22 protein-coding genes and 1 tRNA gene are annotated in these 23,541 nt (G+C 59.5%); 13 read left to right on the top strand and 10 right to left on the bottom strand.

All coding sequences use genetic code 11. The features are described from left to right. Positions 1-224: 224 nt before the first annotated feature. Complete coding sequence (locus NW839_RS10160) at positions 225-461, bottom strand: DUF3148 domain-containing protein (RefSeq protein ID WP_011429589.1); 237 nt, start codon at positions 459-461, stop codon at positions 225-227. Between the two features lie 510 nt (positions 462-971). On the opposite strand from NW839_RS10160, the gene NW839_RS10155 reads away from it, so the two are divergent. The 4 genes from NW839_RS10155 (at position 972) to NW839_RS10140 (ending at position 4,219) form a co-directional block, all read left to right on the top strand. After that, entirely contained in the window at positions 972-1,193 is a 222-nt protein-coding gene (locus tag NW839_RS10155) for a DUF2949 domain-containing protein (RefSeq protein WP_041436895.1), read from the top strand. After that, positions 1,174-2,256: a nucleoside triphosphate pyrophosphohydrolase gene (gene mazG / locus NW839_RS10150; RefSeq protein WP_414344518.1), complete on the top strand. Its 1,083-nt coding sequence runs from the start codon at positions 1,174-1,176 to the stop codon at positions 2,254-2,256. The genes NW839_RS10155 and mazG overlap by 20 nt, the downstream gene beginning before the upstream one ends. A 404-nt stretch (positions 2,257-2,660) precedes the next feature. Beyond that, entirely contained in the window at positions 2,661-3,620 is a 960-nt protein-coding gene (locus tag NW839_RS10145; RefSeq protein WP_414329034.1) for a transglutaminase family protein, read from the top strand. Between the two features lie 92 nt (positions 3,621-3,712). Continuing rightward, entirely contained in the window at positions 3,713-4,219 is a 507-nt protein-coding gene (locus NW839_RS10140) for a hypothetical protein (protein WP_011434437.1), read from the top strand. Between the two features lie 9 nt (positions 4,220-4,228). Here the strand turns inward: NW839_RS10140 and NW839_RS10135 are convergent, their stop codons facing one another. Together NW839_RS10135 and frr are read right to left on the bottom strand one after the other, a co-directional pair. Then, positions 4,229-6,976 carry a CBS domain-containing protein gene (locus NW839_RS10135; protein WP_414380624.1) on the bottom strand — a complete coding sequence of 916 codons (2,748 nt, stop codon included), beginning with the start codon at positions 6,974-6,976 and terminating at the stop codon, positions 4,229-4,231. Positions 6,977-7,178: 202 nt separating this feature from the next. Then, complete coding sequence (gene frr, locus NW839_RS10130) at positions 7,179-7,727, bottom strand: ribosome recycling factor (RefSeq protein WP_414351818.1); 549 nt, start codon at positions 7,725-7,727, stop codon at positions 7,179-7,181. Between the two features lie 237 nt (positions 7,728-7,964). Here frr and NW839_RS10125 point away from each other — a divergent pair, with 237 nt between their 5' ends. Continuing rightward, on the top strand, positions 7,965-8,543 hold the full coding sequence (locus tag NW839_RS10125) for a hypothetical protein (protein WP_414351821.1): 579 nt from the start codon (positions 7,965-7,967) through the stop codon (positions 8,541-8,543). 13 nt (positions 8,544-8,556) lie between these two features. Here the strand turns inward: NW839_RS10125 and recR are convergent, their stop codons facing one another. After that, positions 8,557-9,156, bottom strand: a complete 600-nt coding sequence (gene recR, locus NW839_RS10120; RefSeq protein WP_414344525.1) for a recombination mediator RecR — start codon at positions 9,154-9,156, stop codon at positions 8,557-8,559. A gap of 35 nt (positions 9,157-9,191) precedes the next feature. Further along, entirely contained in the window at positions 9,192-9,527 is a 336-nt protein-coding gene (locus NW839_RS10115) for a YbaB/EbfC family nucleoid-associated protein (RefSeq protein WP_414344527.1), read from the bottom strand. A 220-nt stretch (positions 9,528-9,747) separates the two neighbouring features. Between NW839_RS10115 and NW839_RS10110 the strand changes: the two genes are divergently transcribed. Together NW839_RS10110 and NW839_RS10105 are read left to right on the top strand one after the other, a co-directional pair. Further along, on the top strand, positions 9,748-10,644 hold the full coding sequence (locus tag NW839_RS10110; protein ID WP_414351824.1) for a carbohydrate ABC transporter permease: 897 nt from the start codon (positions 9,748-9,750) through the stop codon (positions 10,642-10,644). Between the two features lie 18 nt (positions 10,645-10,662). Further along, the gene (locus tag NW839_RS10105) at positions 10,663-12,171 is read left to right on the top strand and encodes a UbiD family decarboxylase (protein WP_414351826.1); all 1,509 of its coding nucleotides are present in this window, start codon (positions 10,663-10,665) and stop codon (positions 12,169-12,171) included. Here the strand turns inward: NW839_RS10105 and NW839_RS10100 are convergent. Continuing rightward, positions 12,168-13,379, bottom strand: a complete 1,212-nt coding sequence (locus NW839_RS10100) for an ABC transporter permease (RefSeq protein WP_414351827.1) — start codon at positions 13,377-13,379, stop codon at positions 12,168-12,170. The genes NW839_RS10105 and NW839_RS10100 overlap by 4 nt on opposite strands. After that, a complete protein-coding gene (locus tag NW839_RS10095) occupies positions 13,376-14,749 on the bottom strand; it encodes an efflux RND transporter periplasmic adaptor subunit (protein ID WP_414351828.1) in 1,374 nt (457 codons plus the stop codon). Before NW839_RS10095 ends, NW839_RS10100 begins: the two co-directional genes overlap by 4 nt. 178 nt (positions 14,750-14,927) lie before the next feature. Between NW839_RS10095 and rplS the strand changes: the two genes are divergently transcribed. From rplS to NW839_RS10075, 4 genes are all read left to right on the top strand, one after another. Further along, positions 14,928-15,308: a 50S ribosomal protein L19 gene (rplS, locus tag NW839_RS10090; protein WP_414351837.1), complete on the top strand. Its 381-nt coding sequence runs from the start codon at positions 14,928-14,930 to the stop codon at positions 15,306-15,308. A 51-nt stretch (positions 15,309-15,359) separates the two neighbouring features. Further along, positions 15,360-15,432 (top strand) — tRNA-Trp (locus NW839_RS10085). Between the two features lie 72 nt (positions 15,433-15,504). After that, on the top strand, positions 15,505-16,329 hold the full coding sequence (locus NW839_RS10080) for a tetratricopeptide repeat protein (protein ID WP_414351830.1): 825 nt from the start codon (positions 15,505-15,507) through the stop codon (positions 16,327-16,329). A 402-nt stretch (positions 16,330-16,731) separates the two neighbouring features. Next, positions 16,732-17,154, top strand: a complete 423-nt coding sequence (locus NW839_RS10075) for a hypothetical protein (RefSeq protein WP_414344534.1) — start codon at positions 16,732-16,734, stop codon at positions 17,152-17,154. A 151-nt stretch (positions 17,155-17,305) separates the two neighbouring features. On the opposite strand, the gene pgl is transcribed toward NW839_RS10075, so the two are convergent. Beyond that, positions 17,306-18,037 (bottom strand): 6-phosphogluconolactonase, encoded by a 732-nt coding sequence (gene pgl, locus NW839_RS10070; protein ID WP_414351831.1) that lies wholly within the window; start codon positions 18,035-18,037, stop codon positions 17,306-17,308. Between the two features lie 86 nt (positions 18,038-18,123). Continuing rightward, a complete protein-coding gene (locus NW839_RS10065) occupies positions 18,124-19,131 on the bottom strand; it encodes a phosphoribulokinase (protein ID WP_414351832.1) in 1,008 nt (335 codons plus the stop codon). A gap of 351 nt (positions 19,132-19,482) precedes the next feature. Here NW839_RS10065 and NW839_RS10060 point away from each other — a divergent pair, with 351 nt between their 5' ends. Beyond that, positions 19,483-20,373 carry a ferredoxin--NADP(+) reductase gene (locus NW839_RS10060; RefSeq protein WP_011434421.1) on the top strand — a complete coding sequence of 297 codons (891 nt, stop codon included), beginning with the start codon at positions 19,483-19,485 and terminating at the stop codon, positions 20,371-20,373. A 126-nt stretch (positions 20,374-20,499) separates the two neighbouring features. Next, entirely contained in the window at positions 20,500-23,148 is a 2,649-nt protein-coding gene (gene leuS / locus NW839_RS10055; protein ID WP_414351834.1) for a leucine--tRNA ligase, read from the top strand. Positions 23,149-23,300: 152 nt separating this feature from the next. Here leuS and NW839_RS10050 read toward each other — a convergent pair. Next, on the bottom strand, positions 23,301-23,541 hold a 241-nt coding region (locus NW839_RS10050; protein ID WP_414380622.1), incomplete at its 5' end, for a hypothetical protein.

Here is a 23,541-nt window from a genome sequence, read left to right as displayed (position 1 = left end):
ATAACTTCCGCATTCCTCCCGACACTGACCCTACGGGTACAGTGCGGGGCTCCTGCGATTTCTAGCTGAGCTCGCTGAAGCGTCAGAAGCGGCTAGCCGCGGTTCAGGCTATCGCGAAAGTCCGCCGGCCAGTTGAAGGCTCGCTTCTGCAGAAAGCTGCCAGCTCCCAAAGGTTCTAAAGGTCGGCAAACCCATCCAGCTGGCTCGGAGGAGAGATGGGCGTGTCAGGACAGGGATCCCACCGGCGCGAGATATTTTCCGTCTATGAGAAAGATGCCATTGGCAAACTGCACACTGTAGGTGCCCAACAGCCGCCGCTGCAGGATCACCCCTTGTTCGTGCAAGCGGATCAAATGGGCCGGGCGCAACATCGGCATTGGGTCAGCCGTTTTTAGGTAAGGAGGCATCTCCACCACTTGAACCGTTGCCCCCACTGGCAGTAAACCCTGGGCTTCAGACATAACGGGAGTCCATGTGGCAAGTGTCTCTAGCTTAGCTGAACGTAGGACGATGTATGCCCAAAACCGAACCCGAGCAGGATGACAGCATTAGGGCAGATCCCAGAGGAGCCGAACAGATTGGATCCCCGAAGAATTGTTGTAAGATTTTTATCAAGTACGGGGATTCAACGAGATAAAAAGGTAACATCTTGCAAGGTGAGTTGGTTTTTCCCACAAAGAAAAAGCAGTCGGCCTTTCGGGGTGCTGCCAACTGATCGCCAATTTGCTACCATACCATGAACTCTTGGTACCCATTTTTTGTGTCCTTGGATACGGAAACCTCATTTGCCGAGGCAATTTAGGGGTTCTCTTGTCCTGGAGCTGTGGGCGCAGGGCTTAGCAAGCTCGCCTTCGGCCTACGCACCAGCCAGATCTTTGCCGAAATTCTGTAGAAGTGTTAAGAATAGTTACATTGGTTTGCTATCTTCTCAGTTTTCATACTCGTCCTTACTTCAGCGCTGCGAAACGACCATGCTAGATCCCATTCCCCCCCCAGCCCTTGAGGAATATCTATTGGAAACGGGCATTATCGACCGTTCTCAACTGAGCCTGGCCAAGAAGCTGCAGCATCGCCAGCAAGGGCCGTTGCTGATGATCCTTTTGGAGTTGAGTTTCATCGATCTGGAGCAGCTCAGCCGCCTTTTGGATTTGGGCCGCGCCTACCCTTTTGATCATGCTGCAAACGCTGGATAGTCTTCAGCCCAACTGGCAACAGGCTCTGGCTCGGTGGTTCGCTGCTGAGCAGGGATCCCTGCTGCTGAAAAGCTGTGGGGGCCAGGATCTGGCGAAGCTGCGCAGTGTTTTGCAACAGATCTGTTCTCCTGTCCAGTCTGTTACGTTGCTAACAGAAGACTTGGAGGTGGTGGCCGGCCCATTGACGCTCCAAAGCTGGGATCCTCAAGCGACGGGCCATTTTGCCCACCTTTATCTGGAGCGTTCCGCCTCTAGCTCACACATGAGTCGTTTGGCGGCTATTGTTGCTCGGTTGCGCGCTCCCGACGGGTGTCCTTGGGATCGGGCCCAAACTCCAGAGTCTCTTACCCCCTACATTCTTGAAGAAGCGTATGAGACGGTAGCTGCCATTCGAGCCGGGGATCCGGCAGCAATTGCCGAAGAGCTGGGGGATTTGTTGTTGCAGGTGGTGTTGCAGTCTCAGATCTTTGCCGAGCAGAACCACTTTGATCTGGAAGCTGTGGCTGCGGGAATTGCCGATAAGCTCATCCGCCGTCACCCCCATGTGTTTGGGGATGCTGTGATGGCAGATCTTCCGGAGTTGCACCGCTCTTGGGAACAGATCAAGCAAAGGGAGCGACCGGATCAAAGCCTTGGCCAAAAACTGCTGCACTATGCCCAAAGTTTGCCTCCCCTAATGGCTGCCCTGAAAATCTCCTGCAAAGTGGTGGGGGCAGGGTTTGAGTGGCCGACGGTGGAGGGGATCTGGGCCAAGATCCGCGAGGAAGAAGCCGAGCTGCGTCGAGAATTGGAGAGGGATCCCCCCGATCCAACTCGGCAGGAAGCCGAACTGGGGGATCTGCTTTTTGCCCTGGTCAACTTGGGCCGTTGGTATGGTTTGGATGCTGCCCAAGCTCTAACCCAAACCAACCTGCGCTTTGCTCGCCGTTTTTTGCGCATGGAAGAGCTGGCTCAGGAACCAGCGGGATCCCTGCCCGGCGATGGCATAAGCTCCCTTCTGAAAGGACGCAGTTTCCAGGAGCTGGAAGTCCTCTGGCAACAGGCCAAGCAAGAATATCCCTAGTTTGGATATGGGGTTGAGCTGGCGCTGGCTTTGAGGGGGTATCCGCCCACACAGTCTTGGGGCAAGTTCTCTTTGTAGGGTAGGAGCTGTTCTGAGCACCTGTCTCTATGTCGGCTATGTCTCCAGTTTCTTTCCTTGAGCAGGCTGGGGCTTGGATTGAATGCCTGCCCACATGCCAGAATGCAGCAAACCCCCCTCGCTATGCTCCTGTACGGGCCGGGGAGTATATTCGCTCTAAGCTGAAGGTTTCGATGATTGGGGAGGCAGGGCAGAGCTCTCGGAGATCTCAAACTCAGATAAAGTTTCAAAGCTCCCCGGCAGAGGATACAGCTACCTCCTGGCTTTGATTCGAGAGCAGTTTGGGTTACCTGATCTCAAGGCTCGGCTGCCTGTGGTGAAACCTCTTGCCCGTCATTTGGCCTGTGCAAATTCAGATCCGCCATCTCATCGAATATCGCTACAGTCGTCCAGTCCAACTGGAGCCCCACACGGTGCGATTGCGACCGCGCTGCGACGGGATCCAAACTCTCCTGGCTTTTGAGTTGCAGGTGGATCCGCAGCCGGTGGGCCAATCGGCGCTGGTGGAGCTGGAGGGCAACGCGGCGGTTCGGCTCTGGTTTGGGGATCCCACCGAGCATTTGCGCATTCAAACTCAGGCCACGGTGCTCACCCTGCGGCAGAATCCCTTCGACTATCTCCTCTGCGATTGGGCCACCCATCTCCCCATCGACTATCCCAGCACGCTGGCAGCTCAACTACAGCCTTATCTGACGGCTCAGGCGGATCCCGGCGTCCAAGCCTTGGCCTGGGAGCTATGGGATCACGTGCAGGGGGAAACGACGGCTTTTCTGCCGGCGCTGAACCAGCGCATCTATTCAGAATGCCGCCACATCTTGCGGGAAAAGGGGGATCCCTGGCCTGCCGGCTTGACCTGGCATCGCAAAACCGGAGCCTGCCGCGATTTGGCCCTGGTGTTCATGGAGGTCTGCCGTACGGTAGGCTTGGCCGCGCGCTTTGTCAGTGGCTACCAGGTCAGCCCCTCGCAGCCTTCGGGGGAGAGCAGGGGTGGAGAACCCCCAGAGCCTGGGCGCCGTCATTTGCACGCTTGGGCGGAGGTGTACTTGCCGGGGGCCGGTTGGCGGGGCTTTGATCCCACCCAGGGGTTGGCCGTGGCCGATGGTCATGTGGCTTTGGCGGCCAGCGCTTACCCCAGAGATGCCGCTCCCATTTACGGCCATTGGCTGGGCAGGGGCGTTCACAGCAGCATGAGCTACACCATCCACATTCAGGCGGGATCTTCTGCGCAAAGCCAAGCCCAGCTTGCTGCAGACAGCCTTAGCACTTCACCAAAAGTTTGGGGCTGAAGCCGTAGAGCTTCAACTTGGCCGGATCCCAAAGCGGAAATTTGAGATAGCATAGCCTAGCCCAGATCTTGAGAATTTGCCGAGGGATCCCGTTGACCCAGTCTATTGATGTCCCCACCAGCGTTGATACGTTTTTGCAGGAGTTGGCCGCCATTCAGCAAGTTGGGCCGAAGCGAGTGGCCATCCTGGGCAGCCGTCATGTGCCCATTACCCATCAGTATTTGATCGAGACCCTCAGCTATGCTTTGGCCCTCACGGGCAATCAGATCCTCACATCCGGGGCTATTGGCACCAACTTGGCCGTCATTCGGGGGGCGATGCGGGCGGACATGAAGTCCTTGACGGTGATCTTGCCCCAGAGTTTGGAGCGACAGCCGGCAGAGTCGCGGGCCAGCCTGGAGCAGGTGCTGCATCTGGTGGAGCATCCGGAAAACGACCATCTTCCCTTGGCGGAGGCCAGCCGCCTGTGCAACCTGGAGATCATCAGCAAGTGCCAGCAGTTGATCTGCTTTGTCTTCCACGACAGCGTCACGCTGCTGGATGCCTGCAAGCACGCCGAGGAGCAACACAAGTTGGTGACTCTCTTCTATTTCGACTGATTCGACCTTCTACTTTCTTCCTCGGTATTGAGCTTGCGGCAGGGGGAAGTGTTCTTGTAGCCAGGCTTCAGCTTCTGCCGGGGTGGTGAGTTCGCCGTTCAGGGTGAGGCAACGCAGTTGCTCCAAAATGGCTTGGAAGGGGCGACCTGGCTTATAACCCAGACGACGCAGATCGTGGCCGTTGAGCAGCGGCTTCACCCAGTACCACTCCTGCAAGTAGCGCCAGATCAGCCGCCGGGCCGGCTTGGGGGCGATCCCAGCCAACAAAATCACCGCCGGGATCCGCAGCCCCTGCAGCAGTTGCACCACCTGGGCCGGAGAGAGGGTGCCGGGATCCAGTTGGGCCAACAGGGTTTGGTAATGGGGGAAATGGCTGAGGCGTTCGATGCCTGCTTGGGTAAGGTGGAGTTGGCTGGCCACCTGGGGGGCTTGGGGCAGCGTGAGGAGGAGAGCCTCTAGGCGCAGTTGCCAGATCTCCTGGGATCCCAGCTCAGGATAGCGGCGGCGAAAGTGATAGGCCCAGCGGCCCACCCGTTGCAACCGCTGACACAGGGAGGGATCCCACTCCAGGTCGGGGTGAATACAGCGCAAAGCCCCCCATTCTGCCAGCTGCTCAAAGGCTTGGGGCCAATCGCGGGATCCGAGAATGTAGGCCAGCTCCTGCTTGAGGCGATCCCCGCCGACGGCATCGTGCAGACCACTGGCCACGGCAGCGCGGATCCATTTTTCTGTGGTCGAGTCCAGGGCGAAGCCCAAGCGCACCGCAAAGCGCACCGCCCGATAAATGCGGGTGGGATCCTCGATGAAGCTGTTGGGGTGCAATGCCCGGATGATCCCCTGTTGCAGATCTGCTTGTCCGCCGAAAAAATCCAGCACCTGTCCTCGCTGGGGGCCGTTGAGGCGCAAGGCCAAGGCGTTGATGGAAAAATCCCGCCGATAGAGGTCTTGCTGAATGGATCCCATGGCCACTTCGGGGGGAGAGGCCGGGTAGGGATAAAACTCCGTGCGGGCGCTGGCGATATCCACACAAAAGCCGCCTGGCCAGATCAAGGCCGCCGTTTGGAATTTGCCGTGGATCTCCAGCCGCGCTTCTGGGAAGTGCTGTTTGAGCGCTTGTCCCAAAATCAAGCCCCAGCCCGGGGGATCGATCCCATCCAGGGCCGGAGAGTAGGGCCCATCCACCACCAAGTCCAGATCCAGCCGCTCCAGGTTGGGTGAGGGCTGCCGTCCCCACCGATGCAGCAGCAGATCCCGCACCGTTCCCCCTACCAGATACAACCTCAGGCCCTTTTCATCGGCGAGGCGGGCGGCCTGCTCCAGCAACTGTCGATGCCGTTCCGAAAGAGCGGCGAAGGTGAGATCCAAGGGGCAGGAAAGGGTGGGCAGAGCCAACTGGGGTGAGAGGGCCGGCAACTCGTGTAGGTGCCGCAACACATCGGTGCGAGTTACAATGCCCACCAACTGTCCATCCTGGAGAACCGGCAGGCGGCCAATATCCCACTGCACCATCAACCGCTGAATCTCCGCCAAGGGGGTGTCGGGGGAGAGGGTTTTCACGTCGGTGGTCATGTAGCCCTTGACGGGGGCATGGCCAAACCCGTGATGCAGGGCGATATCGATATCCCGCCGCGAGATCACCCCCACCAGGCGACCTTGAGCGTCCACCACCACCAGGCCGGAATGGCCGTAGCGCAGCAGCACCCGCTGGGCCTCGTCGATGGTGATCTCCGGTCGGATGGTGCGCACCGGAGCCGACATCAAATCTTTGGCCGTCACCGGGGGCGGGATCCGCTCTTGGACAGCCTGCCTGAGGGCCGCCATGACTTGGGCCGGGTCGGGCAAAGGCTGCTCTGGGCTGGCTTTTAACGTGGCTGCTGCAGCACAATCGTGTCCACCGCCGCCGTAGAGGGCCATCACCCTGCCCAACTGGGCAAACTCCTGCCGCGCCCGCCCGATCAGGCTGAGCCGCTCCCCCTGCCGCGCCACCAAGAGCAGCACATCCACTCCCGTCAGATCCATCAGCCGCATCACCAGGCCGGCCAAGCCGGGCACGAACTCCGGCAGCTCCAGCAGCCATTCTCCCAGGCGATACTCCCCCACCTGCTGCACCTGCATCTGGGCCAACCCCTGGCTGAGCAGCTCGCGCATCTCTGGGGTGAGGCCATCCCCCAAAAAGCGCCGCAACAAGACCAGGTTCACCCCCTGATCCAACAGCCAGCTCAGGGCAGCAGCATCGCGGGCGGTGGTCTCCGGGAAGGTCAGGGATCCCGTATCCATGTGAATGCCCAAAGCCAGCGCCAGCCGCTCAAAAGGGCTGAGAGGGATCCCAGCAGCCTGCAGCCGCTCCACCAGCAAGGTACAGGTGGCCCCCACGGCCTCGATATGGCTGTTGACCTGCTGCTGCGGCCAAAAGTTATCCAGTGGACTGGGGTGATGGTCGAAAATCTCAATCTGCGCGCCGGGGACGCTTAACCAAGCGGCAGCTTTGCCCAAGCGATCCGGATCGTGACAGTCCACCACAATCCACCGCTGCACCTGTCCCGGATCCACAGAGCGCAACTCAATGAGGGGAAATTCATCTCGGTACAGGGCCAAAAACTCCTGCACCCCCGGCAGGGATCCCCCGGTCAAGGCAATGCGGGCACCCGGATACAGGCGCGCCGCTCCCACCGCCGCCCCTAGGGTGTCGAAATCCGCCGATTGATGGCACAGGATCAGATCCATTGCGGCAAGAGTTGTCGTATTCCGCTCTTCCATCCTGGCCCAAGCCAGGATCCCTCTTGTTGGAATCGGACAAGAAGAAATGAAGGGCTGCTCAACTCCGAGGGGCAAGTGAAAACCTCGAAGCTAAGTTTCAGGACGGGTGTCCGGGTTTTTATCAAAAAATTGGGTCATAACCCCGTCCTACCGCTGCGCAGAAGCAATCCAGTAGAGTGGGGAGGATGCCAGCAAGGAGCCTTCACAGGGTCGTCAGCTCCTTTTCTTTTTCTGCCAGCAGCTCATCGATCTTCTTAATGTAGCGGTCAGTTAGTTTCTGGATGGCATCCTGCAAGCTTTTGGACTCATCTTCAGACAGCTCGCCATTTTTCTCTCGCTTGCGCACCGAGTCAATGCCATCCCGCCGGATGTTGCGGATCGAGACTCGCCCCTCTTCGGCCAGCTTGGCCACCTGTTTGCTCAGCTCTTTGCGCCGCTCTTCTGTCAGGGGGGGAATGTTGAGCCGCACCACCTTGCCGTCGTTGCTGGGGGTTAGACCCAGGTCAGAGGCGACAATGGCCCGCTCAATGGCTGCCAAGGTCGAGGGATCAAAGGGCTGGATCAAGAGAGTGCTGGAGTCTGGCGTGGTGAGGCTGGCCAGGGCCTTGAGGGGAGTGGGCACGCCGTAGTACTCCACCTGAATCCGATCCAGCAGGCTGGAATTGGCCCGCCCGGTGCGTACCGTGTTAAAGGAGCGCTGTGTGGCTTGCACAGCTTTGTTCATCAACTCCTCAATCTCAGCTAGCTCCACGGGGTTTTCCTCGCTTTCAAAATCAGTTTCCAGATATCAGGCTCTGGCAGCAAACCTGGCCCCTCTACGGTGAGCCTGACCTCAATTCTACCGCCTTGTCTTAGGATCCCGTTCCCCAAAGCTGCACCTGCAGCTGGCGAATTTCCGCAAAATGCCCCCCAGTGGGATAGTACGAGCTCAAAGCTTTTCTTAGACTGGTCTGGACTTTACTGCACAATACAGGCACGACGAAGTTTTATGCCCTCTCGTCAAGTTTGTTCTTCAACGGCCCTAGCCTGGCTGATCGGCAGCTTGAGTCTCTTGGGTTTTGGAGCGGCTGCGGCAGCCTTAGAGCTGCAGATTGTGTCCCCCAATGCTTATAAAGTGCCCTACCTGGGAATTGATGGTGTTTTCACTCTGGATACGTCCCTGGAACAATCGGCCAACGATCCGCGCAATCCAAAGCGGGTGAAGTTTGAGAAGATGGAGTTCTTCTCCTTCTACGCCGATCTGGAGGGGAAAAAGCCCCTGGCGGAAAATTGTCGCTACGCCTATCGGGGGGCTGCGCCGGATCCCTTCTACTACCCCGATCGTTCCCTCAGTTCCATCTGGGATCTGTTTCAGTTGCAGCCTGGAGCAGACGCCAGTTGCGAGACCTTCACCTATGTGATTCTGCGGGCACCCCACGGGGATCCGGTGCACATGCACCTGCGCTACGGAGGCCGCAACAGCAGCTTCCAGGAACTTCTGAACATCAGCACTCTGCCGGAGGATCCTGCCAACTTCAACCCCTGGTGGAGCACCTACTGCGCGGAGGGGGTAACCGGCTGCGATTGATGGGCTGGGCGGCTCACAACTCCTGCCGGGCTTCCAGGGCACGGGCCAGGGTGACCTCGTCGGCGTATTCCAGCTCGGATCCCATGGGCAGGCCGAAGGCCAGGCGGGTCATGCGCAAGGTGGGGGCAACCGGCTTCAGGTAATCCTTGACCACGTGCATGGTTACTTCCCCCTCTACGCTGGGGCTGAGGGCGAAGATCAGCTCCTGCGGTTTTTCCCGTGCCACCCGGGCCACCAGCTCGCGGATGTGCAGTTGGTCGGCCCCGATCCCGTTCATGGGGGAGATGAGGCCACCCAAAACGTGGTAAAGCCCCTTGAACTCGCGGGTGCGTTCCATCGCAATCAAATCTTTGACATCGGCCACCACGCACCACAGCAAGGGATCCCGCTGTGGCGAACGGCAAATCTCACAGGGATCCTCCGCTGACCAGTTGAAGCAGATGGAACAGTGCCGAACGGTTTGCTTGGCTTCCAGCAGGGCTTTGGCCAGGGCCTCGATCTCGCCGGCAGGCCGGTTGATCAAGTGGAGAGCTAGGCGCTGAGCGGTTTTGGAGCCAATGCCGGGCAGCCGTTGCAGCTCTTCGATGAGGCGAGCCAAGGGGCGAGTGTACATACAGAGTTAAGCAAGCGGGGTTAAGCAAGTGGGGCTCAACCCAGTCCCAACCCCGGCAGACTGATGTTTCCGGTCAGCTCTTCCATGCGTTTGCGCATCGTCTCGGCAGATTGGGTGTAGGCGTTCACCATCGCCGTCAGGAGCAAGTCCTCTACCACATCCACCGACTCCTGGAGAATCTGGGGATCCAGAGAGACTTTGAGAGGTTCTTGGTTGCCGTTGACCGTCACTTTCACCAGCCCATTGCCGGCTTCGCCGACGATCTCCATCTCCTCTAGCTCTTTTTGCAGCCTTTGGGCGCCATCGCGCACCTCTTGGGCTTTCTTGAGCGCTTCTTGGATTTTGCCGAAGGGGCCAAAGCCTCGAGTCATGGGATCCTCTCTTGGGTTATCCAGATACTGCTGTTCTACTCTACCCGTTTCCCCATCGCCGGTGAAAGCACTCGCAAGTCTGGGCAGAGGTGCTTGCACCGCTAACGCGACCGGTCTTCCTTAGGTTGCCCTTAACTCTGGCAGATTATCCTCACAAGAGAAGCCGAAGATCGACCCAGAAACTCCATCTGCTCATCAGCGTTTGCTGTCCGGAGGTGCCATGGCCCAACTGTTGCAGGATCCCCGATCTCAAGTAGCCCAGCCCAGTTCAACTCGGGTGGAGCCTTCTCCCTGGCGTTGGCGGCGCTGGATCCCGGAGCGTTGGTATGTGCATTTGGGCCTGGTGCTGGCCTGCTTGGTTCTGGGATTTCCGGTGTTGTATGCCCTGATCGTGAGCACCCAGAACAATGCCGAGGTGTTCCGCTATCAATTGACCTTTGGCTCCTCTTTTGCCTTCAACTGGCATCAGGTGATGGTGGCGCGGCACTTGGGCCACTACATGGTCAACAGCACCATCGTGGCGGTGGCGATCACCGTGGGCAAGACGGTTTTGTCGCTGCTAGCCGGGCTGGCCTTTGTGTACTTCCGCTTTCCCGGCAAAGGGCTGGCCTTTGGCTTTGTGCTGATCACGCTGATGATGCCCACAGAAATCTTGATCATTGCCCTGCTGCGGTTGGTCACCAACTTGGGCTGGGGATCCACCTACTACGCTTTAATCGTGCCCTTTCTGGCCAGCGCCACGGCCACGTTTTTGTTCCGCCAGCATTTTTCCAACATTCCCCGCGAGCTGGCGGAGGCGGCCCAACTGGACGGGGCCAACCCGCTGCAATTTCTCACCCAGGTGCTGATCCCCTTGAGCTGGAACGCCATCGGGGCGCAGGCGGTGATTCACTTCGTTTACGCTTGGAATATGTACCTGTGGCCCCGCTTGATCGTGCAAGGCCGAGAGCGACAAGTGGTGCAGGTGGGGCTGCAATCCCTGCTTAATCTGGATAGCTCGGCCTCCTATGGCCCCATGATGCTGGGAGCGATCATCGCCAGTATCCCGCCGCTGCTGGTGTTTATTGCGCTGCAGAAGCCCTTCATGAGCGGGTTAGCCCTCAATCGCGACAAGTAAGCCCTTAGGTTCCCTTTCATGCCCAGAGATCTACGCCGTTTTATTGCTCTGCTGGAATCCCGTGGTCAGCTCCGCCGCATTTCGGCAGAAGTGGATCCGGATCTGGAAATTGCCGAGATTGCCGATCGCCTCTTGGCCTGCGGTGGGCCGGCGCTGCTGTTCGAGCGGGTGAAGGGATCCTCAATGCCGCTGCTCATCAACACCCTGGGCACGGTGGAGCGCATTTGCTGGGCTTTGGGAATGGAGCAGCCTCAGGATCTGGAGGAACTGGGGAAAAAGCTGGCCCTGCTTTACCAGCCGCGGCCACCGCGGAGCTTTGCCCAGGCGGTGGAGTTGGGACAGGCGCTGCTTAGCGTCTTCAAAGCGAGACCCAGCCGGGATCTGATCCCTCCCTGTCAGCAGGTGGTGCGGCGGGGAGAGGAAGTGGATCTCACCCAATTGCCCCTGTTGCGGGTCTACCCCGGCGATGCCGGACGGGTGCTGACCTTGGGCCTGATGGTCACCAAAGACCCGGAAAATGGGATCCCCAACGTGGGGGTGTACCGCCTGCAGTTGCAAAGCCGCACCACCATGACGGTGCAATGGCTGTCGGTGCGGGGGGCAACTCGGCATCTGCGCAAGGCGGCAGCCCTGGGCCAAAAGCTGGAGGTGGCGGTGGCGGTGGGGGTGGATCCGGTGGTGATTTTGGCGGCGGCCACACCCCTGCCGGTGGATCTGTCCGAGTGGCTGTTTGCCGGTCTCTACGCCGGAGAAGGGTTGCACCTGGCCCAGTGCAAAACGGTGGATCTGCAGGTGCCGGCTCATGCTGAGATCGTTTTGGAGGGCACCATCACCCCTGGGGAAGTGGCCCCCGACGGGCCTGCCGGGGATCACATCGGCTACTATGGCCCCCGCAACGAGCAGGCCCCTCTGATTCGCTTCCACTGCTTGACCCACCGCCGGGATCCCATCTATCTCACCACCTTCAGCGGCAAGCCCCCCAAAGAAAACGACATGATGGCGCTGGCCCTGAACCGCATCTACACCCCCATCCTCAGGCAGCAGGTGCCGGAGATTGTAGATTTCTTTTTGCCGATGGAGGCGCTGGGCTACAAAGCAGCCATCCTCTCCATCGACAAGGCCTACCCTGGCCAGGCGCGGCGGGCGGCTTTGGCTTTTTGGAGCGCCCTGCCCCAATTTAGCTACACCAAGTTTGTGATCGTGGTGGACAAGGATATCAATGTGCGGGATCCACGGCAGGTGCTGTGGTGCCTGTGCTCGCGGGTGGATCCGCAGCGGGATGTGTTTATTCTGGCGGACAACCCCTTTGACACCTTGGACTTTGCCACCGAAAAACGGGGTCTGGGGGGCAAGATGGGCATTGATGCCACCACCAAAATTCCCCCAGAAACCGATGCTCCCTGGCGGGATCCCCTCACTCCGGATCCAGAAGTAGCCCGCCTGGTGGATCGCCGCTGGGCGGAGTACGGCTTGGCGGATCTCAATTGGCAGCCGGCAGATCCCCGCCTGTTTGGATACGAGCTCTAAGCCCGCAGGGCCTCAATGGGATCCAGTTGCGCCGCTTTGCGGGCCGGGAAAATGCCGAAGACCAGCCCAATCCCAGTGGACAGGGAGAACGCCACTCCCACTGCCACCCCATCGACTTGGGTGGCCAAGGGGGTGAACACCTGCACCGCCACCAGCAGGCCGCTGCTGAGGAGGATCCCGAGCACTCCCCCGGTCACGGCAATGAAAATCGCTTCGGCGGCAAACTGCTGCAAAATCTGCCGGCTATCCGCCCCGATCGCCTTGCGCAGCCCGATTTCATGGGTGCGTTCCGCAACTGAGATAAGCATCACATTCATGATCCCCACCCCTCCCACCAGCAGGGAGAGGGCCGCCGTGCCCGTCAGCAGCACCCGCAGCAGGCTCAAAATCCTGGCCGACCCATCCAGGAGCACCTTTTGGTTGCGGATGATGAAGTCATCTTCTCCCACCAATTGGTGCCGCTGGCGCAGCAGGTTGCGGATTTGGAACTCGGCAGCAGGCAGATCGGCTTCAGAGCGGGCCGAGACGAAAATCGCCGTCAGCTCTGTGCCGTAGGGGGAGCGTCGCCCGACCAACTGATTGGCCACCACATCCACCGGCAGAAACACTCCGGCATCGCTGTTGCCAAACACCGTCGGCTTCGAGCGCAAAGTGCCGATTACCTCGAAGGGCAAGTTGTTCAGCAGGACGGTCTCCCCAATGGCAGCGGCAGGGTCCAGGCCGAACAACTGGCTGGCGGCATCGCTGCCCAGCACCACCACCGGGCGCTGTTCCTCGATGTCGGAGGGCAAGAGAAAGCGGCCTGCCTCGATCTCTAAGTTCAACACCGACAAGTACTCCGGCCAAGTGCCGGTGGCCTCATAGCGGCGATCCACTCCACCTCGCACAGCGCGCACATTGGTGCCCAGGCTGGGGACAGCTGCTGACACGGCAGGCACTTCCGCCGCAATAGCCCGTACATCCTCCAAGGTGAGGGGGCGGATGTTGCCGGCATCAGCTAGGCCCAAGTTGGCCGAAAAGACGATCAGCAAGTTGGTGCCCAGAGAGCGAAATTGATCCACTGCCATCTCTTGGGCAGCATAGCCAAATCCGGCAATGGCCACCACCGCCGCATTGCCGATGAGGATCCCGAGCATGCTCAGCCCGGTGCGCAGGCGATGTCGTCGCACCATTTGCCAGGCCATTTTGGCCGCCGTTGCCAGGCTCATGGCTGTTGCTCCGCTCTTTTAATCAAAGTCTCTAGGTTCACCCCAGGAGGCAGGGCAGTAAAGACCCGATCCCCTGCCTGCAGACCGGAGAGGATCTGGGTAACTCCACCCTGGGTAATGCCCGTTTCCACGCGGCGATAGACAGGTCGCCGGGTTTGGGGATCCAGCAGGAGCACGCCTTCCTGGCTTTCCTCCCGGAGGATAGCCACTGAGGGCACCGTCAGAGCCTGAGGCTGGGGATCCCCAATGAAATCCACCGAAACAGTCATGCCGGTGCGCAAAAAGTCGGCCCCAGGCTCCGGTTCAATGAAGACCCGAAAGACGGTTACCTCCCGCACCACCACGGTAGCAGGCGCAATCCGCTTCACCCGCCCCTGCACTACGCGGTCGGGGTAAGCCAGGGAGCGGATCTCCACCGGCTGGCCCACCCGCACCTGGGCAATTTGGGCTTCTGGCACTTCTGCCCGCACCTCAATTCCCTGAGCCAGCGCCAAAATGGAACTGGAAGAAGCTGCGGTGGCATCGGAAGCTGCTGTTGTGGGAGCTACAAAGGATCCCACCTCGGCAAAGCGCTGCACCACCACACCGGAAAAGGGGGCGCGGACTTCGGTGTCAGCCAACCGGGATTGCCGTTGGGCCAGCTCGGCTTGTGCCTGGGCAATTTGGGCTTGAATTTGCTGTAGGGTTTCCGGGCGGCTCCCCAGTTGCAATCGCTCCAACTCCTGTTGGGCAGCTCGCAAATCCGCTTGCGCTTGTTCCAGGCGGGCCGAGCGTTGATCCAGCTCGCTGCGGGCTACCACCCCCGCCTGCACCAGGGCCTGGATGCGCTCTAACTCCCTCTGAGCCAAGTCCACCTGCGACCGGGCAGCATCCACCCTGGCCTGGGCCGCCGCGATCACCTGGGGGCGCTCTCCGGCCTGTTGCTCCGCTAGACGGGCTTGCAGCTCTTGAATGCGGGCTTGGGCTTGGCGAATGCCACTGGCGAGATCGCCGTAGTCCATCCGGGCCAATAACTGCCCTGCCACCACTTCATCTCCCTGATCCACCAACAGTTCCGCCAGGCGACCCGACTCGCGAGGGCTGACATTCACCTGGCGGAGCGGCTGCACCTGGCCGCTCACCCGCAGGCGTTGGGTCAGATCCACCACTTGAACCGGTACCGTCAATCTTTCCAGCCGTTCTGCCCTCTGCTGCTGCAGCTGACGCTGGATCAGGAGACCGCTGCCCCCTAGGCCGGCCAACAGCAAGCCCAAGAGCATCCAACCGAAGGGAAATCTCTTGGGGCGGGGTTTGCTCTGGGGCAGAGGCTGATCTGCAGGCCTGGGAGTAGACAGGGATCCCGTCTTGGGCTCATCGGTGTGCAGGATCACAAAAGTCTCCCGTTTGTAACAAAAGCTTTATCTTTGTCTAGCCTATTGGAAAAATGGGGGAAGCGTAAACACAGTCTCCCACCTCTTGAGCTCTATGTCGGCCAGCTCTGTACAAAAAACAGCGACGATTGTTACCATGGTTAACTGCCGGTAGCGCGGGAAAGCCATGAACGTTCGCATCAATGCTGAGGAGATCATCCGCTCCATTGAAGCTGCCCAGATGAAGTCGGATCTGCCGGAGATTCGGGTTGGGGATCAGGTACGGGTGGGAGTTCGCATCCAAGAGGGGGGCAAAGAGCGGGTGCAAGCCTTTGAGGGCACGGTCATTGCCATGCGCCACTCCGGCATTAACCGCACCATCACGGTGCGCAAGGTTTTCCAGGGAATCGGCGTGGAGCGGGTTTTCCTCATTCACTCCCCGCGCATCGAGTCGATTCAGGTGCTGCGGCGAGGTAAAGTGCGCCGGGCCAAGCTGTTCTATTTGCGGGATCGGGTGGGCAAAGCCACTCGTATCAAGGCCAAGACAGAGAGTGCGGATAGCAAGGAACAGCTTCTTTGAAAGGTGGGTGTACCTGCTACACTGGGTAGGCGGGTGTAACCTTTGGCCAATGCGTCCTTAGTTCAGTTGGTAGAACGTCGGTCTCCAAAACCGGATGTCGGGGGTTCGAGTCCTCCAGGGCGCGCTAACCGTCAGACCCCCTTCTGTGGCGATGGCTTCAGGTGGGGACACCCCATCCAAGGTGGTTTTTGCAGCCATGAAGTCCGTCAGTGTACCCAACCTACTCCCTGCGCTGCTGCTGGGGCTGCTGTTTTGGCTAGGGATCCCTATCTGGCCTGGATCGGGTGTGGTGGCAACGGCAGCGAGCAACAGGGTAGATCACGAGATCGATCGACTGTTTGAGGAGGCCTTTGCGGCTACTCAGAGGGGAGATTTTGCCCGGGCGGAAACCCTGTGGACTCAACTGTTGCAGATCCAGCCTGATAATCCAGCCCTGTGGAGCAACCGGGGCAACGCCCGTGTCAGCTTGCACCAACTGCAGGCAGCTCTGGAGGATTATGCTGAGGCCATTCGTTTGGCCCCTGAGGCACCGGATCCCTATCTCAACCGAGGGGCTGCTTTGGAGGGGTTGGGGCGGTGGCAGGAGGCGATTGCAGACTACGAACGAGTGTTGCAGTTGGATCCCAACGATGCGGCAGCCTACAACAACCGCGGCAATGCGGAAGCAGGGCTGGGCCAATGGCAACAGGCTTTGGCCGACTACCGCCGCGCCACAGAATTGGCTCCCGACTACGCCTTCGCTCAGGCCAACTATGCTTTGAGCCTCTACCAGGTGGGTGAAACAGAAGCTGCTCTGCGCTTGATGCGGGCTCTGGTGCGCAAGTACCCGAAGTTTCCAGATATGCGGGCTGCTCTCAGCGCCATTCTTTGGGCGCAGGGTCGCCAGGGAGAGGCTGAAAGTCACTGGGTGGCTGTGCAAGGACTGGATCCCCGCTACGCCGACCTGGAATGGGTGAAAACCGTCCGCCGTTGGCCACCGGCAATGGTGGCAGCTCTGGAGCGTTTCCTTTCTCTCAAGTAGTGAGGCTTACGATTGCGGCGGAGGCACTCTGGGTCTTGACTCTGCGCATTGACGAAACAGTTGCTGGGGATCCCCGCAGCCAGAGTCTCAGGTTACATCCTGGCTGGGGGTATGGAGATTGCTAGATTGGGATCAAGCCGAGGGAGGATTCCGGCAGCAGGCTTAACCCAGAGCCAAGAGAGCGCAGAGGGATCCCAAAGGCTTTCAGCGAGCTGTGAAAAAAACTGTGTAAGGGATTGCTTCCTGCGACACCTTTTCGCCTTCTTCTTCGTCTGTTTCAGTCCTATCGCGGCGCGTGGTATCAACGTGAGTGCAATGGCTTGTTTCTCTCGCTCTTCTTCCTTCTTCCCTGATGGGAGAGGGAGGCTGCGAAATCACTGGAGCTGGGCAGGGCTGTTGCTCATGGTTCTGCAGCTTGGGCAACCCGCCGTGGCTCAGACGGAAACCCGAGTTTGGAGCGGAACCGGCCAAATTTTGAGCGGCCAGGGGCAGGGGGCGACGGTGCAATTGATCTTGGAAACGGGTGGCGGGCGTATCTGGAGCCAATCGGGGCCGGCTTTGGATGCACCCTTTTCCGGCGGCCATATTTCGGTAACCAGCGGTGATGGCACCTGGCAAATTCAATCGCAAGGGGATCAGTTGTTGGTCACCTTTTACCGCGGCGAGCAGATCATCCGCTGGCAACTGCGGCCCATGGGCGAGATCCCCAGCTCTTCTCCCTCTGCGCCATCCAGCTCCCTGAGCAGTGACTCCGCCCAGCCCGTAGCGCTGCCCGTCCAAGAGCTGGTGATTCCAGTACTGAAGAATTTGCCCGGCAACCCCTGAGGGATCCCTGCCCCGCCGGTTCTCGACCCATGAAACCTGGTGCGTTGGCCGCTGGGGCTATCAAACCTGTGGCCACCGGAATGGGCTGGGATGATTTTGGGGGCGGTGGGCCTGGGGATCCTATCCCATCGGCAGTTAGCCCGCCTGTTGTTTAGCTGAGCAGCGGGACACAGGGCAGGGGCAGTTGAGCCGCTGCCGCCGCATCCAGCAACCACAGCAGCCGTCCTCTGGGGTTTATGCGCTGGCAGGGTAGGTGGGCCTCGGTGGTCAGCGCCTCTTTCACGATGGGGGCTTTGTTCGCTCCGGTTACCAGGAACACCACCTGGGCTGCCTGATTGAGGACGGGATAGGTCAAGGTTAGACGCGGCTCCTGCCCTTTTTGCCCCACCGTCACCCAGCGGTGCTGCACCTGCAGAGCGGCTGTGTCGGGAAACAAGGAAGCTGTGTGGCCATCTTCCCCCACTCCCAGCCATACCAGGTCGAGAGAAGGGCACTCTGTACCGAAAATCTGCCGCAGGGTCGCCTCGTATTCGGCAGCATCGCGAAGGGGATCCCCTGCTTGGGTGGGCATAGGGAAAACTTGAGCTGCCGGGATCCCGATCTGCTGCAGCAGGGTTTCTCGTACCATGCGGTAGTTGCTTTCAGGGTGATCCGGGGGAACATAGCGCTCATCCCCCCAGAACAGCCAGGTTTGTTGCCAAGGGATCCCTGGGGTTTGGGCCAGGGCAGCATACAGCTTCTTGGGGGTGCTTCCCCCGGCCAAGACCACCGTAAAGCGTCCCCGCTCGCGAATGGCAGCGGCTGACCGAGCTTGCCAAATCTCGATGGCCCGTTGGATTAAGACGGGGCCCTCCGGAAAGATCTCCAACTGGAATCCCTGCATACACCGAAGCCCTACTGCCGACCTATGCTGGGTCAGCCGACCTGCACCAACACTTTACCGAAGGGATCCCCTAAGCGGGGCAAACACTAGGAAGCCACCGCCAGCTCTTTGGCTTCTGCCCGAATTTGCTCGTAGAGGGCGCGCAGCTTCAGGCCCACGATGATCTGAATCAGACCAGAGCCATTGCGGGATCCCGGGTATTCCGGGTGCTTGCGCAACAGTTCCGTCAGCTCGCCATAGTAGCGGGTGGACAAGTTGCTCAGGTGGTTCTCGATGTAGATGACCTCTTCCAGCTTGTCGAAGGTGCCGTCGATCTCCAGAATCGAAACCGGGTGCTCGAAGTAGGTGGAAGGGCCATAGTGGAGGCGGATCCCTGGGTAGGAACAGGTCAGCTTTTTGCCGCAGGGGATCCAATCGATGGTGGAGCCTTCGTCAAAGAGATAGACATGGTCGAAGTACTTCACCCCTTCCCGCTGGATCAGCCGCACCCGCAGTACTTTGTGCTCTGGATCCAGCTCCGGCAACAACTGGGTAGGCAAAACCTCAATGACGGCATCGGCGTACTGCTTCTGCACATCGACATAGGCTTCAAAGTCCGGGCGGCGAGCCTCGATTGAGCGCAACACATCTTCGTAGGTGTGGCCCCGCTCCGCCATGTCCCGCTTCACTTTCCAAGCAATCTTGATCTCTGGGGCCAGATCCAAGTACACCTTGAAGTCCAGCAGCTGGCGCACCCGCTCGTCATACATGGGATGCAGCCCCTCCAGGACGATGATGCGGTTGGGCTCCACCAGCTCCGGTGGGTCAATCAGCCCCGTCTCGTGGTTGTAGATGGGCTTCATCACACTTTGGCCGTTCTTAAGCGCCTTGGCCTGCTCGTACATCAGGTCGAAGTTGTTGGCGCGGGGATCCAGCGCCGTGATGCCCTTCTCTTTGCGCTGGTAGCGATCCAAGGAGTGATAGTCATCCAGACAGATGGTGGTAATCAGATCCCGGCCAAATAGATCCCCCAGCCGGCGTAAAAAGGTGGACTTGCCACAGCCAGAATCTCCGGCGACACCAATCATCACAACACGATCAGGACTGCTTGCCATGGGAACTCCTTGGGGACGGGCAGGGCAAAACTGAGAAAAAGGCTCTAGAAAGTTACCAACTGTTACGGTCTTGCATGATACCAAATAAAGCCGTTACATCACAAGCCGCTGGCAGGCCAGAGAGGTGGGCACCCTAAGCAACAATTTAACAAAAAATCCATATTTTTGGCCGATGAGCTTGGCCGGGATTATTTTTCCGGGGTTGCCGCTCTCAGGACGGCCTGGGGGGCTGGCGAAGGTCGTCTGCTTCTCCTCTGACAAGTTCCATTTGAGCAGCCGGGCTGCTGTGGTGTTTGCTATTTTGCTATATGTAAACTCATTTCCTCCCAGTGCCAGGAGCAGATCGCAGGTATGGTTGCCAGCGCAGAAAAGCGAGAGGTTGTCGTCAATCTGTATCGTCCCAACGCACCGTTGATCGGCCACTGCGTGGAGACCTACTCCATTGTCGGTGAAGGAGCACCCGGACTGACTAAGCACATTGTGCTCAGCTTGCCGGATCCCAACTACCGCTACCTAGAAGGGCAAAGCGTTGGCATTATCCCTCCTGGCGAAGATGCCAAGGGCAAGCCCCACAAGCCCCGCCTCTACTCGATTGCTTCCACCCGCTTTGGCGATGATGGCGAGGGGCGCACCGTCTCTTTGAGCGTGAAGCGGGCTGAATATGTCGATAGAGAGACAGGCCAGCCGGGGGTGGGGGTCTGCTCCGGCTTCCTCACCGATTTGAAGGCAGGCGACGAGGTGATGATCACGGGGCCATCGGGGAAAACCTTCCTACTGCCCGAAGATGAGAATGCCAACCTGATCTTGATCGCCACCGGCACCGGCATTGCCCCTTTTCGCGCCTTCATCAAGCACCTGTTTGAAGAGGATCCCAACTATCAGGGCAAGATCTGGCTGTTCTTTGGGGTGCCCACCACTTCCACCTTGCTCTACCACGGGGATCTGGAGGCCTGGAAAGCCCAGTACGGGGATCGCTTCCGCGTCGATTACGCCATCAGCCGCGAGCAACAAACCCCCGATGGCAAGAAAATGTACGTGCAAAACCGCATGGCCGAGTACGGCGCCGAGCTGTGGGAGATGCTGCAACAGCCCAACACCTACACCTACATCTGCGGCCTCAAGGGGATGGAGGACGGGATCAACAACGTCATGGGGCCTTTGGCCGAACAAGCCGGTCAGGATTGGAGCAAGTTCCAGAAGGAACTGAAGAAAGCAGACAGGTGGCACGAAGAAACCTACTGATCTCTGCTTGTCGGGTTTTCAGAGCCAAAGGGATCCCGTTCCTTGCTTGAGAGCACTGGCGTGGGGAGTATGTCAAAATGCTTCTATCTCCCAGCGTGAGCGCTTTTTTCCCAGGAGCATCGAACCGTGGACGCGCGCTACAATCCCCAGGCCATCGAGAGCAAGTGGCAAGCCCACTGGCGTGAAATTGGGCTGGATCGCACCCCAGAGCTGAAGGACGGGAGCCGCAAATTTTATGCCCTGTCTATGTTCCCCTACCCCAGCGGCAACCTGCACATGGGGCATGTGCGCAATTACACCATCACCGATGTGATTGCCCGCCACAAACGAATGCAGGGATACGCGGTGTTGCACCCGATGGGCTGGGATGCCTTTGGCCTGCCGGCGGAGAATGCCGCCATCGACCGGGGGATCCCACCGGCCAAGTGGACCTACCAAAACATTGCCCAGATGCGGGAGCAACTGCAGCGGTTGGGCCTGTCCTACGACTGGGAGCGGGAGATCACCACCTGCGCCCCCGACTACTACAAGTGGACGCAGTGGCTCTTCCTGCAATTTTTCAAGGCCGGCCTGGCCTACCAGAAGGAAGCGCCAGTGAACTGGGATCCGGTGGATCAGACGGTGCTGGCCAACGAGCAGGTGGATGCGGAGGGGCGTTCCTGGAGATCCGGCGCCCTGGTGGAAAAGCGCATGCTCAAGCAGTGGTTTTTCAAAATCACCGCCTATGCCGACCAACTGCTGGCGGATCTGGAAAAGCTCTCCGGCTGGCCGGAGCGGGTGCGCACCATGCAGGAGAACTGGATTGGCCAATCGGTGGGGGCCAAGGTGATTTTCAAAACCGAGGCAGGGGACGAGCTGGCAGTATTCACCACCCGGCCTGATACCCTCTGGGGGGCCACCTTCATGGTGATGTCGCCGGAGCACCCCTTGGTGGACAAGCTCACCACTGCCGAGCAACTGCAGGCCGTCAGAGCCTATCAAGCCCAGGCCGCTGCCCGCAGCGAGATCGAGCGCAGCGCCGAAGACCGGGAAAAAACGGGGGTTTGGACGGGATCCTACGCCATCAACCCCGTTAACCAAGAGCGGATCCCCATCTGGATTGCCGACTATGTGCTGATGGGCTACGGTACGGGGGCCATCATGGCCGTGCCCGCCCACGACCAGCGGGATTTCGAGTTTGCCCGCAAGTTCGGCCTGCCCATCAAGCGGGTGGTGCAGCCGCCGGAGGGTTCCTTATCCTCGACGGATCGCGCCAGCGGGACGGAGTCCTTGGAACTGCAGGCTGCCTGGACGGGGGAAGGGGTGATGATCAACTCTGGCCCCCTAGACGGGATCCCGGTGGGCAAAGGCCCAGGGCAAAGCGTGGAAAGGGCCATCGCCTGGCTGGAAGCCCAGGGGCTGGGGGAAAAGCAGATCAACTACCGCCTGCGGGATTGGCTGATCTCGCGGCAGCGCTACTGGGGTTGTCCCATCCCGGTGATCCATTGTCCCCACTGTGGCATTGTGCCGGTGCCGGAGAAGGATCTGCCGGTGCTCTTGCCGGAGGATGTGGAGCTGACGGGGCGAGGGGGATCCCCGTTGGCCCAGTTGGAGGACTGGGTGAAGGTGAAGTGCCCCACCTGTGGCGCGGAGGCTCGCCGGGAAACCGATACCATGGACACCTTTGTCTGCTCGTCGTGGTACTTCCTGCGCTTTAGCGATGCCCGCAACGACCAAGAGATCTTCCGCAAAGACCAGGTGAACGCCTGGCTGCCGGTGGATCAGTACGTGGGCGGCATCGAGCACGCCATCCTGCACCTGCTCTATTCCCGCTTTTTTACCAAGGTGTTGCGGGATCGGGGGCTGCTGGATTTTGACGAGCCGTTCTCGCGTCTGCTCACCCAGGGGATGGTGCAAGGGCGCACCTACTACAACCCCAACAAGTCCGGCAAGGATCGCTGGATCCCGGCAGCTCTGGTGCAGGATCCCGACAACCCGCGGGATCCGGAAACGGGCGAGCCCCTGCAAGTTATCTACGCTACCATGTCCAAATCCAAGGGCAACGGCGTGGATCCCGAGGAGGTGCTGGCCCACTACGGGGCAGATACGGCCCGCATGTTTATCTTGTTCAAGGCCCCGCCGGAGAAGGATCTGGAGTGGGACGATGCCGACGTGGAAGGGCAATTTCGCTTTCTCAACCGCGTCTGGCGGCAGGTGTACGAGTTTGTCGTTCGCGGTGGCGGGACGGAGTCCTGGCGGGGCAGGGTCTCAGAGCTGTTGCCGGCCAAGGTCGAGGTGGGATCCCTGACCAAGGCGGAAAAAGATCTGCGCCGGGCCATCCACACCGCCATCAAGGAAGTCAGCGAAGATCTGGAAAACGATTATCAATTCAACACCGCCATTGCCGAGCTGATGAAGCTGAGCAATGCTCTGGGGGAGGCCGGGATCCCGGATTCGCCGGTCTATGCAGAGGGGATCCGCACGCTGGTGTTGCTGATGGCGCCTTTTGCCCCCCATATTGCGGAGGAGCTGTGGCAGGCGCTGGGGGGCGCAGACTCGGTGCATCGGCAGTCTTGGCCCAGCTATGACCCGGCAGCGCTGGTGGCCGACACGGTGACCATTGTGATTCAGGTGAACGGCAAATTGCGCGGCTCGTTTGAGGCCCCTGCCGAGGTGACGCCGGAGGAGCAGGAACAGTTGGCCCTTCGGTCAGAAGCAGCGCAGAAATACCTGGAGGGGGCAACACCCAAAAAAGTGGTGGTGGTGCCGAAAAAGCTGGTTAACTTTGTCCTCTAACGGCGGGCCTGGCCAAAATGTTCCGCACTGCTGACACGAACGGGATCGGGGCTTTCACCAAATTTTCGGGCTGGAGGCCCGCACCATAGCCGCAGGCTTGGTGTCAGGAGGAAAGCCCGCCTCCATGTAGGTGTACTGACTATATATACTGACTATATAAATGATAAATGATAAATAGGCCAACCAAGGTCTGGATGAACTACAATAAGCCCATGAGCCAGACTATCTCCGTACGTTGCAAGCTGATAGTCCCACAGGAGTTGCGTCAAGAAATTGATCGCACCCTGCAGAGATTTGCTGACGCTTGCAACCAGATTCTCGATACCGCCAAACAAAAGAACTGCTGGAACACCGCCAAGCTGCACCACTTGGTCTATCGGCCGGTAAGGGCAG

Source organism: Synechococcus sp. R5-15 (assembly GCF_047462035.1).
Taxonomy (GTDB): domain Bacteria; phylum Cyanobacteriota; class Cyanobacteriia; order Thermostichales; family Thermostichaceae; genus Thermostichus.
This window is presented reverse-complemented; position numbering and strand designations above follow the sequence as displayed.

Coding starts and splice junctions, on each gene's coding strand:
- NW839_RS10100 (WP_414351827.1), bottom strand. CDS start 13,379: ATGAGCCTGGCAACGGCGGCCAAAATGGCCTGGCAAATGGTGCGACGA.
- NW839_RS10080 (WP_414351830.1), top strand. CDS start 15,505: ATGAAGTCCGTCAGTGTACCCAACCTACTCCCTGCGCTGCTGCTGGGG.
- NW839_RS10115 (WP_414344527.1), bottom strand. CDS start 9,527: ATGACTCGAGGCTTTGGCCCCTTCGGCAAAATCCAAGAAGCGCTCAAG.
- NW839_RS10160 (WP_011429589.1), bottom strand. CDS start 461: ATGTCTGAAGCCCAGGGTTTACTGCCAGTGGGGGCAACGGTTCAAGTG.
- NW839_RS10065 (WP_414351832.1), bottom strand. CDS start 19,131: ATGGCAAGCAGTCCTGATCGTGTTGTGATGATTGGTGTCGCCGGAGAT.
- NW839_RS10060 (WP_011434421.1), top strand. CDS start 19,483: ATGGTTGCCAGCGCAGAAAAGCGAGAGGTTGTCGTCAATCTGTATCGT.
- NW839_RS10125 (WP_414351821.1), top strand. CDS start 7,965: ATGCCCTCTCGTCAAGTTTGTTCTTCAACGGCCCTAGCCTGGCTGATC.
- NW839_RS10110 (WP_414351824.1), top strand. CDS start 9,748: ATGGCCCAACTGTTGCAGGATCCCCGATCTCAAGTAGCCCAGCCCAGT.
- NW839_RS10135 (WP_414380624.1), bottom strand. CDS start 6,976: ATGGAAGAGCGGAATACGACAACTCTTGCCGCAATGGATCTGATCCTG.
- NW839_RS10075 (WP_414344534.1), top strand. CDS start 16,732: ATGGTTCTGCAGCTTGGGCAACCCGCCGTGGCTCAGACGGAAACCCGA.
- mazG (WP_414344518.1), top strand. CDS start 1,174: ATGCTGCAAACGCTGGATAGTCTTCAGCCCAACTGGCAACAGGCTCTG.
- NW839_RS10105 (WP_414351826.1), top strand. CDS start 10,663: ATGCCCAGAGATCTACGCCGTTTTATTGCTCTGCTGGAATCCCGTGGT.
- recR (WP_414344525.1), bottom strand. CDS start 9,156: ATGTACACTCGCCCCTTGGCTCGCCTCATCGAAGAGCTGCAACGGCTG.
- NW839_RS10155 (WP_041436895.1), top strand. CDS start 972: ATGCTAGATCCCATTCCCCCCCCAGCCCTTGAGGAATATCTATTGGAA.
- pgl (WP_414351831.1), bottom strand. CDS start 18,037: ATGCAGGGATTCCAGTTGGAGATCTTTCCGGAGGGCCCCGTCTTAATC.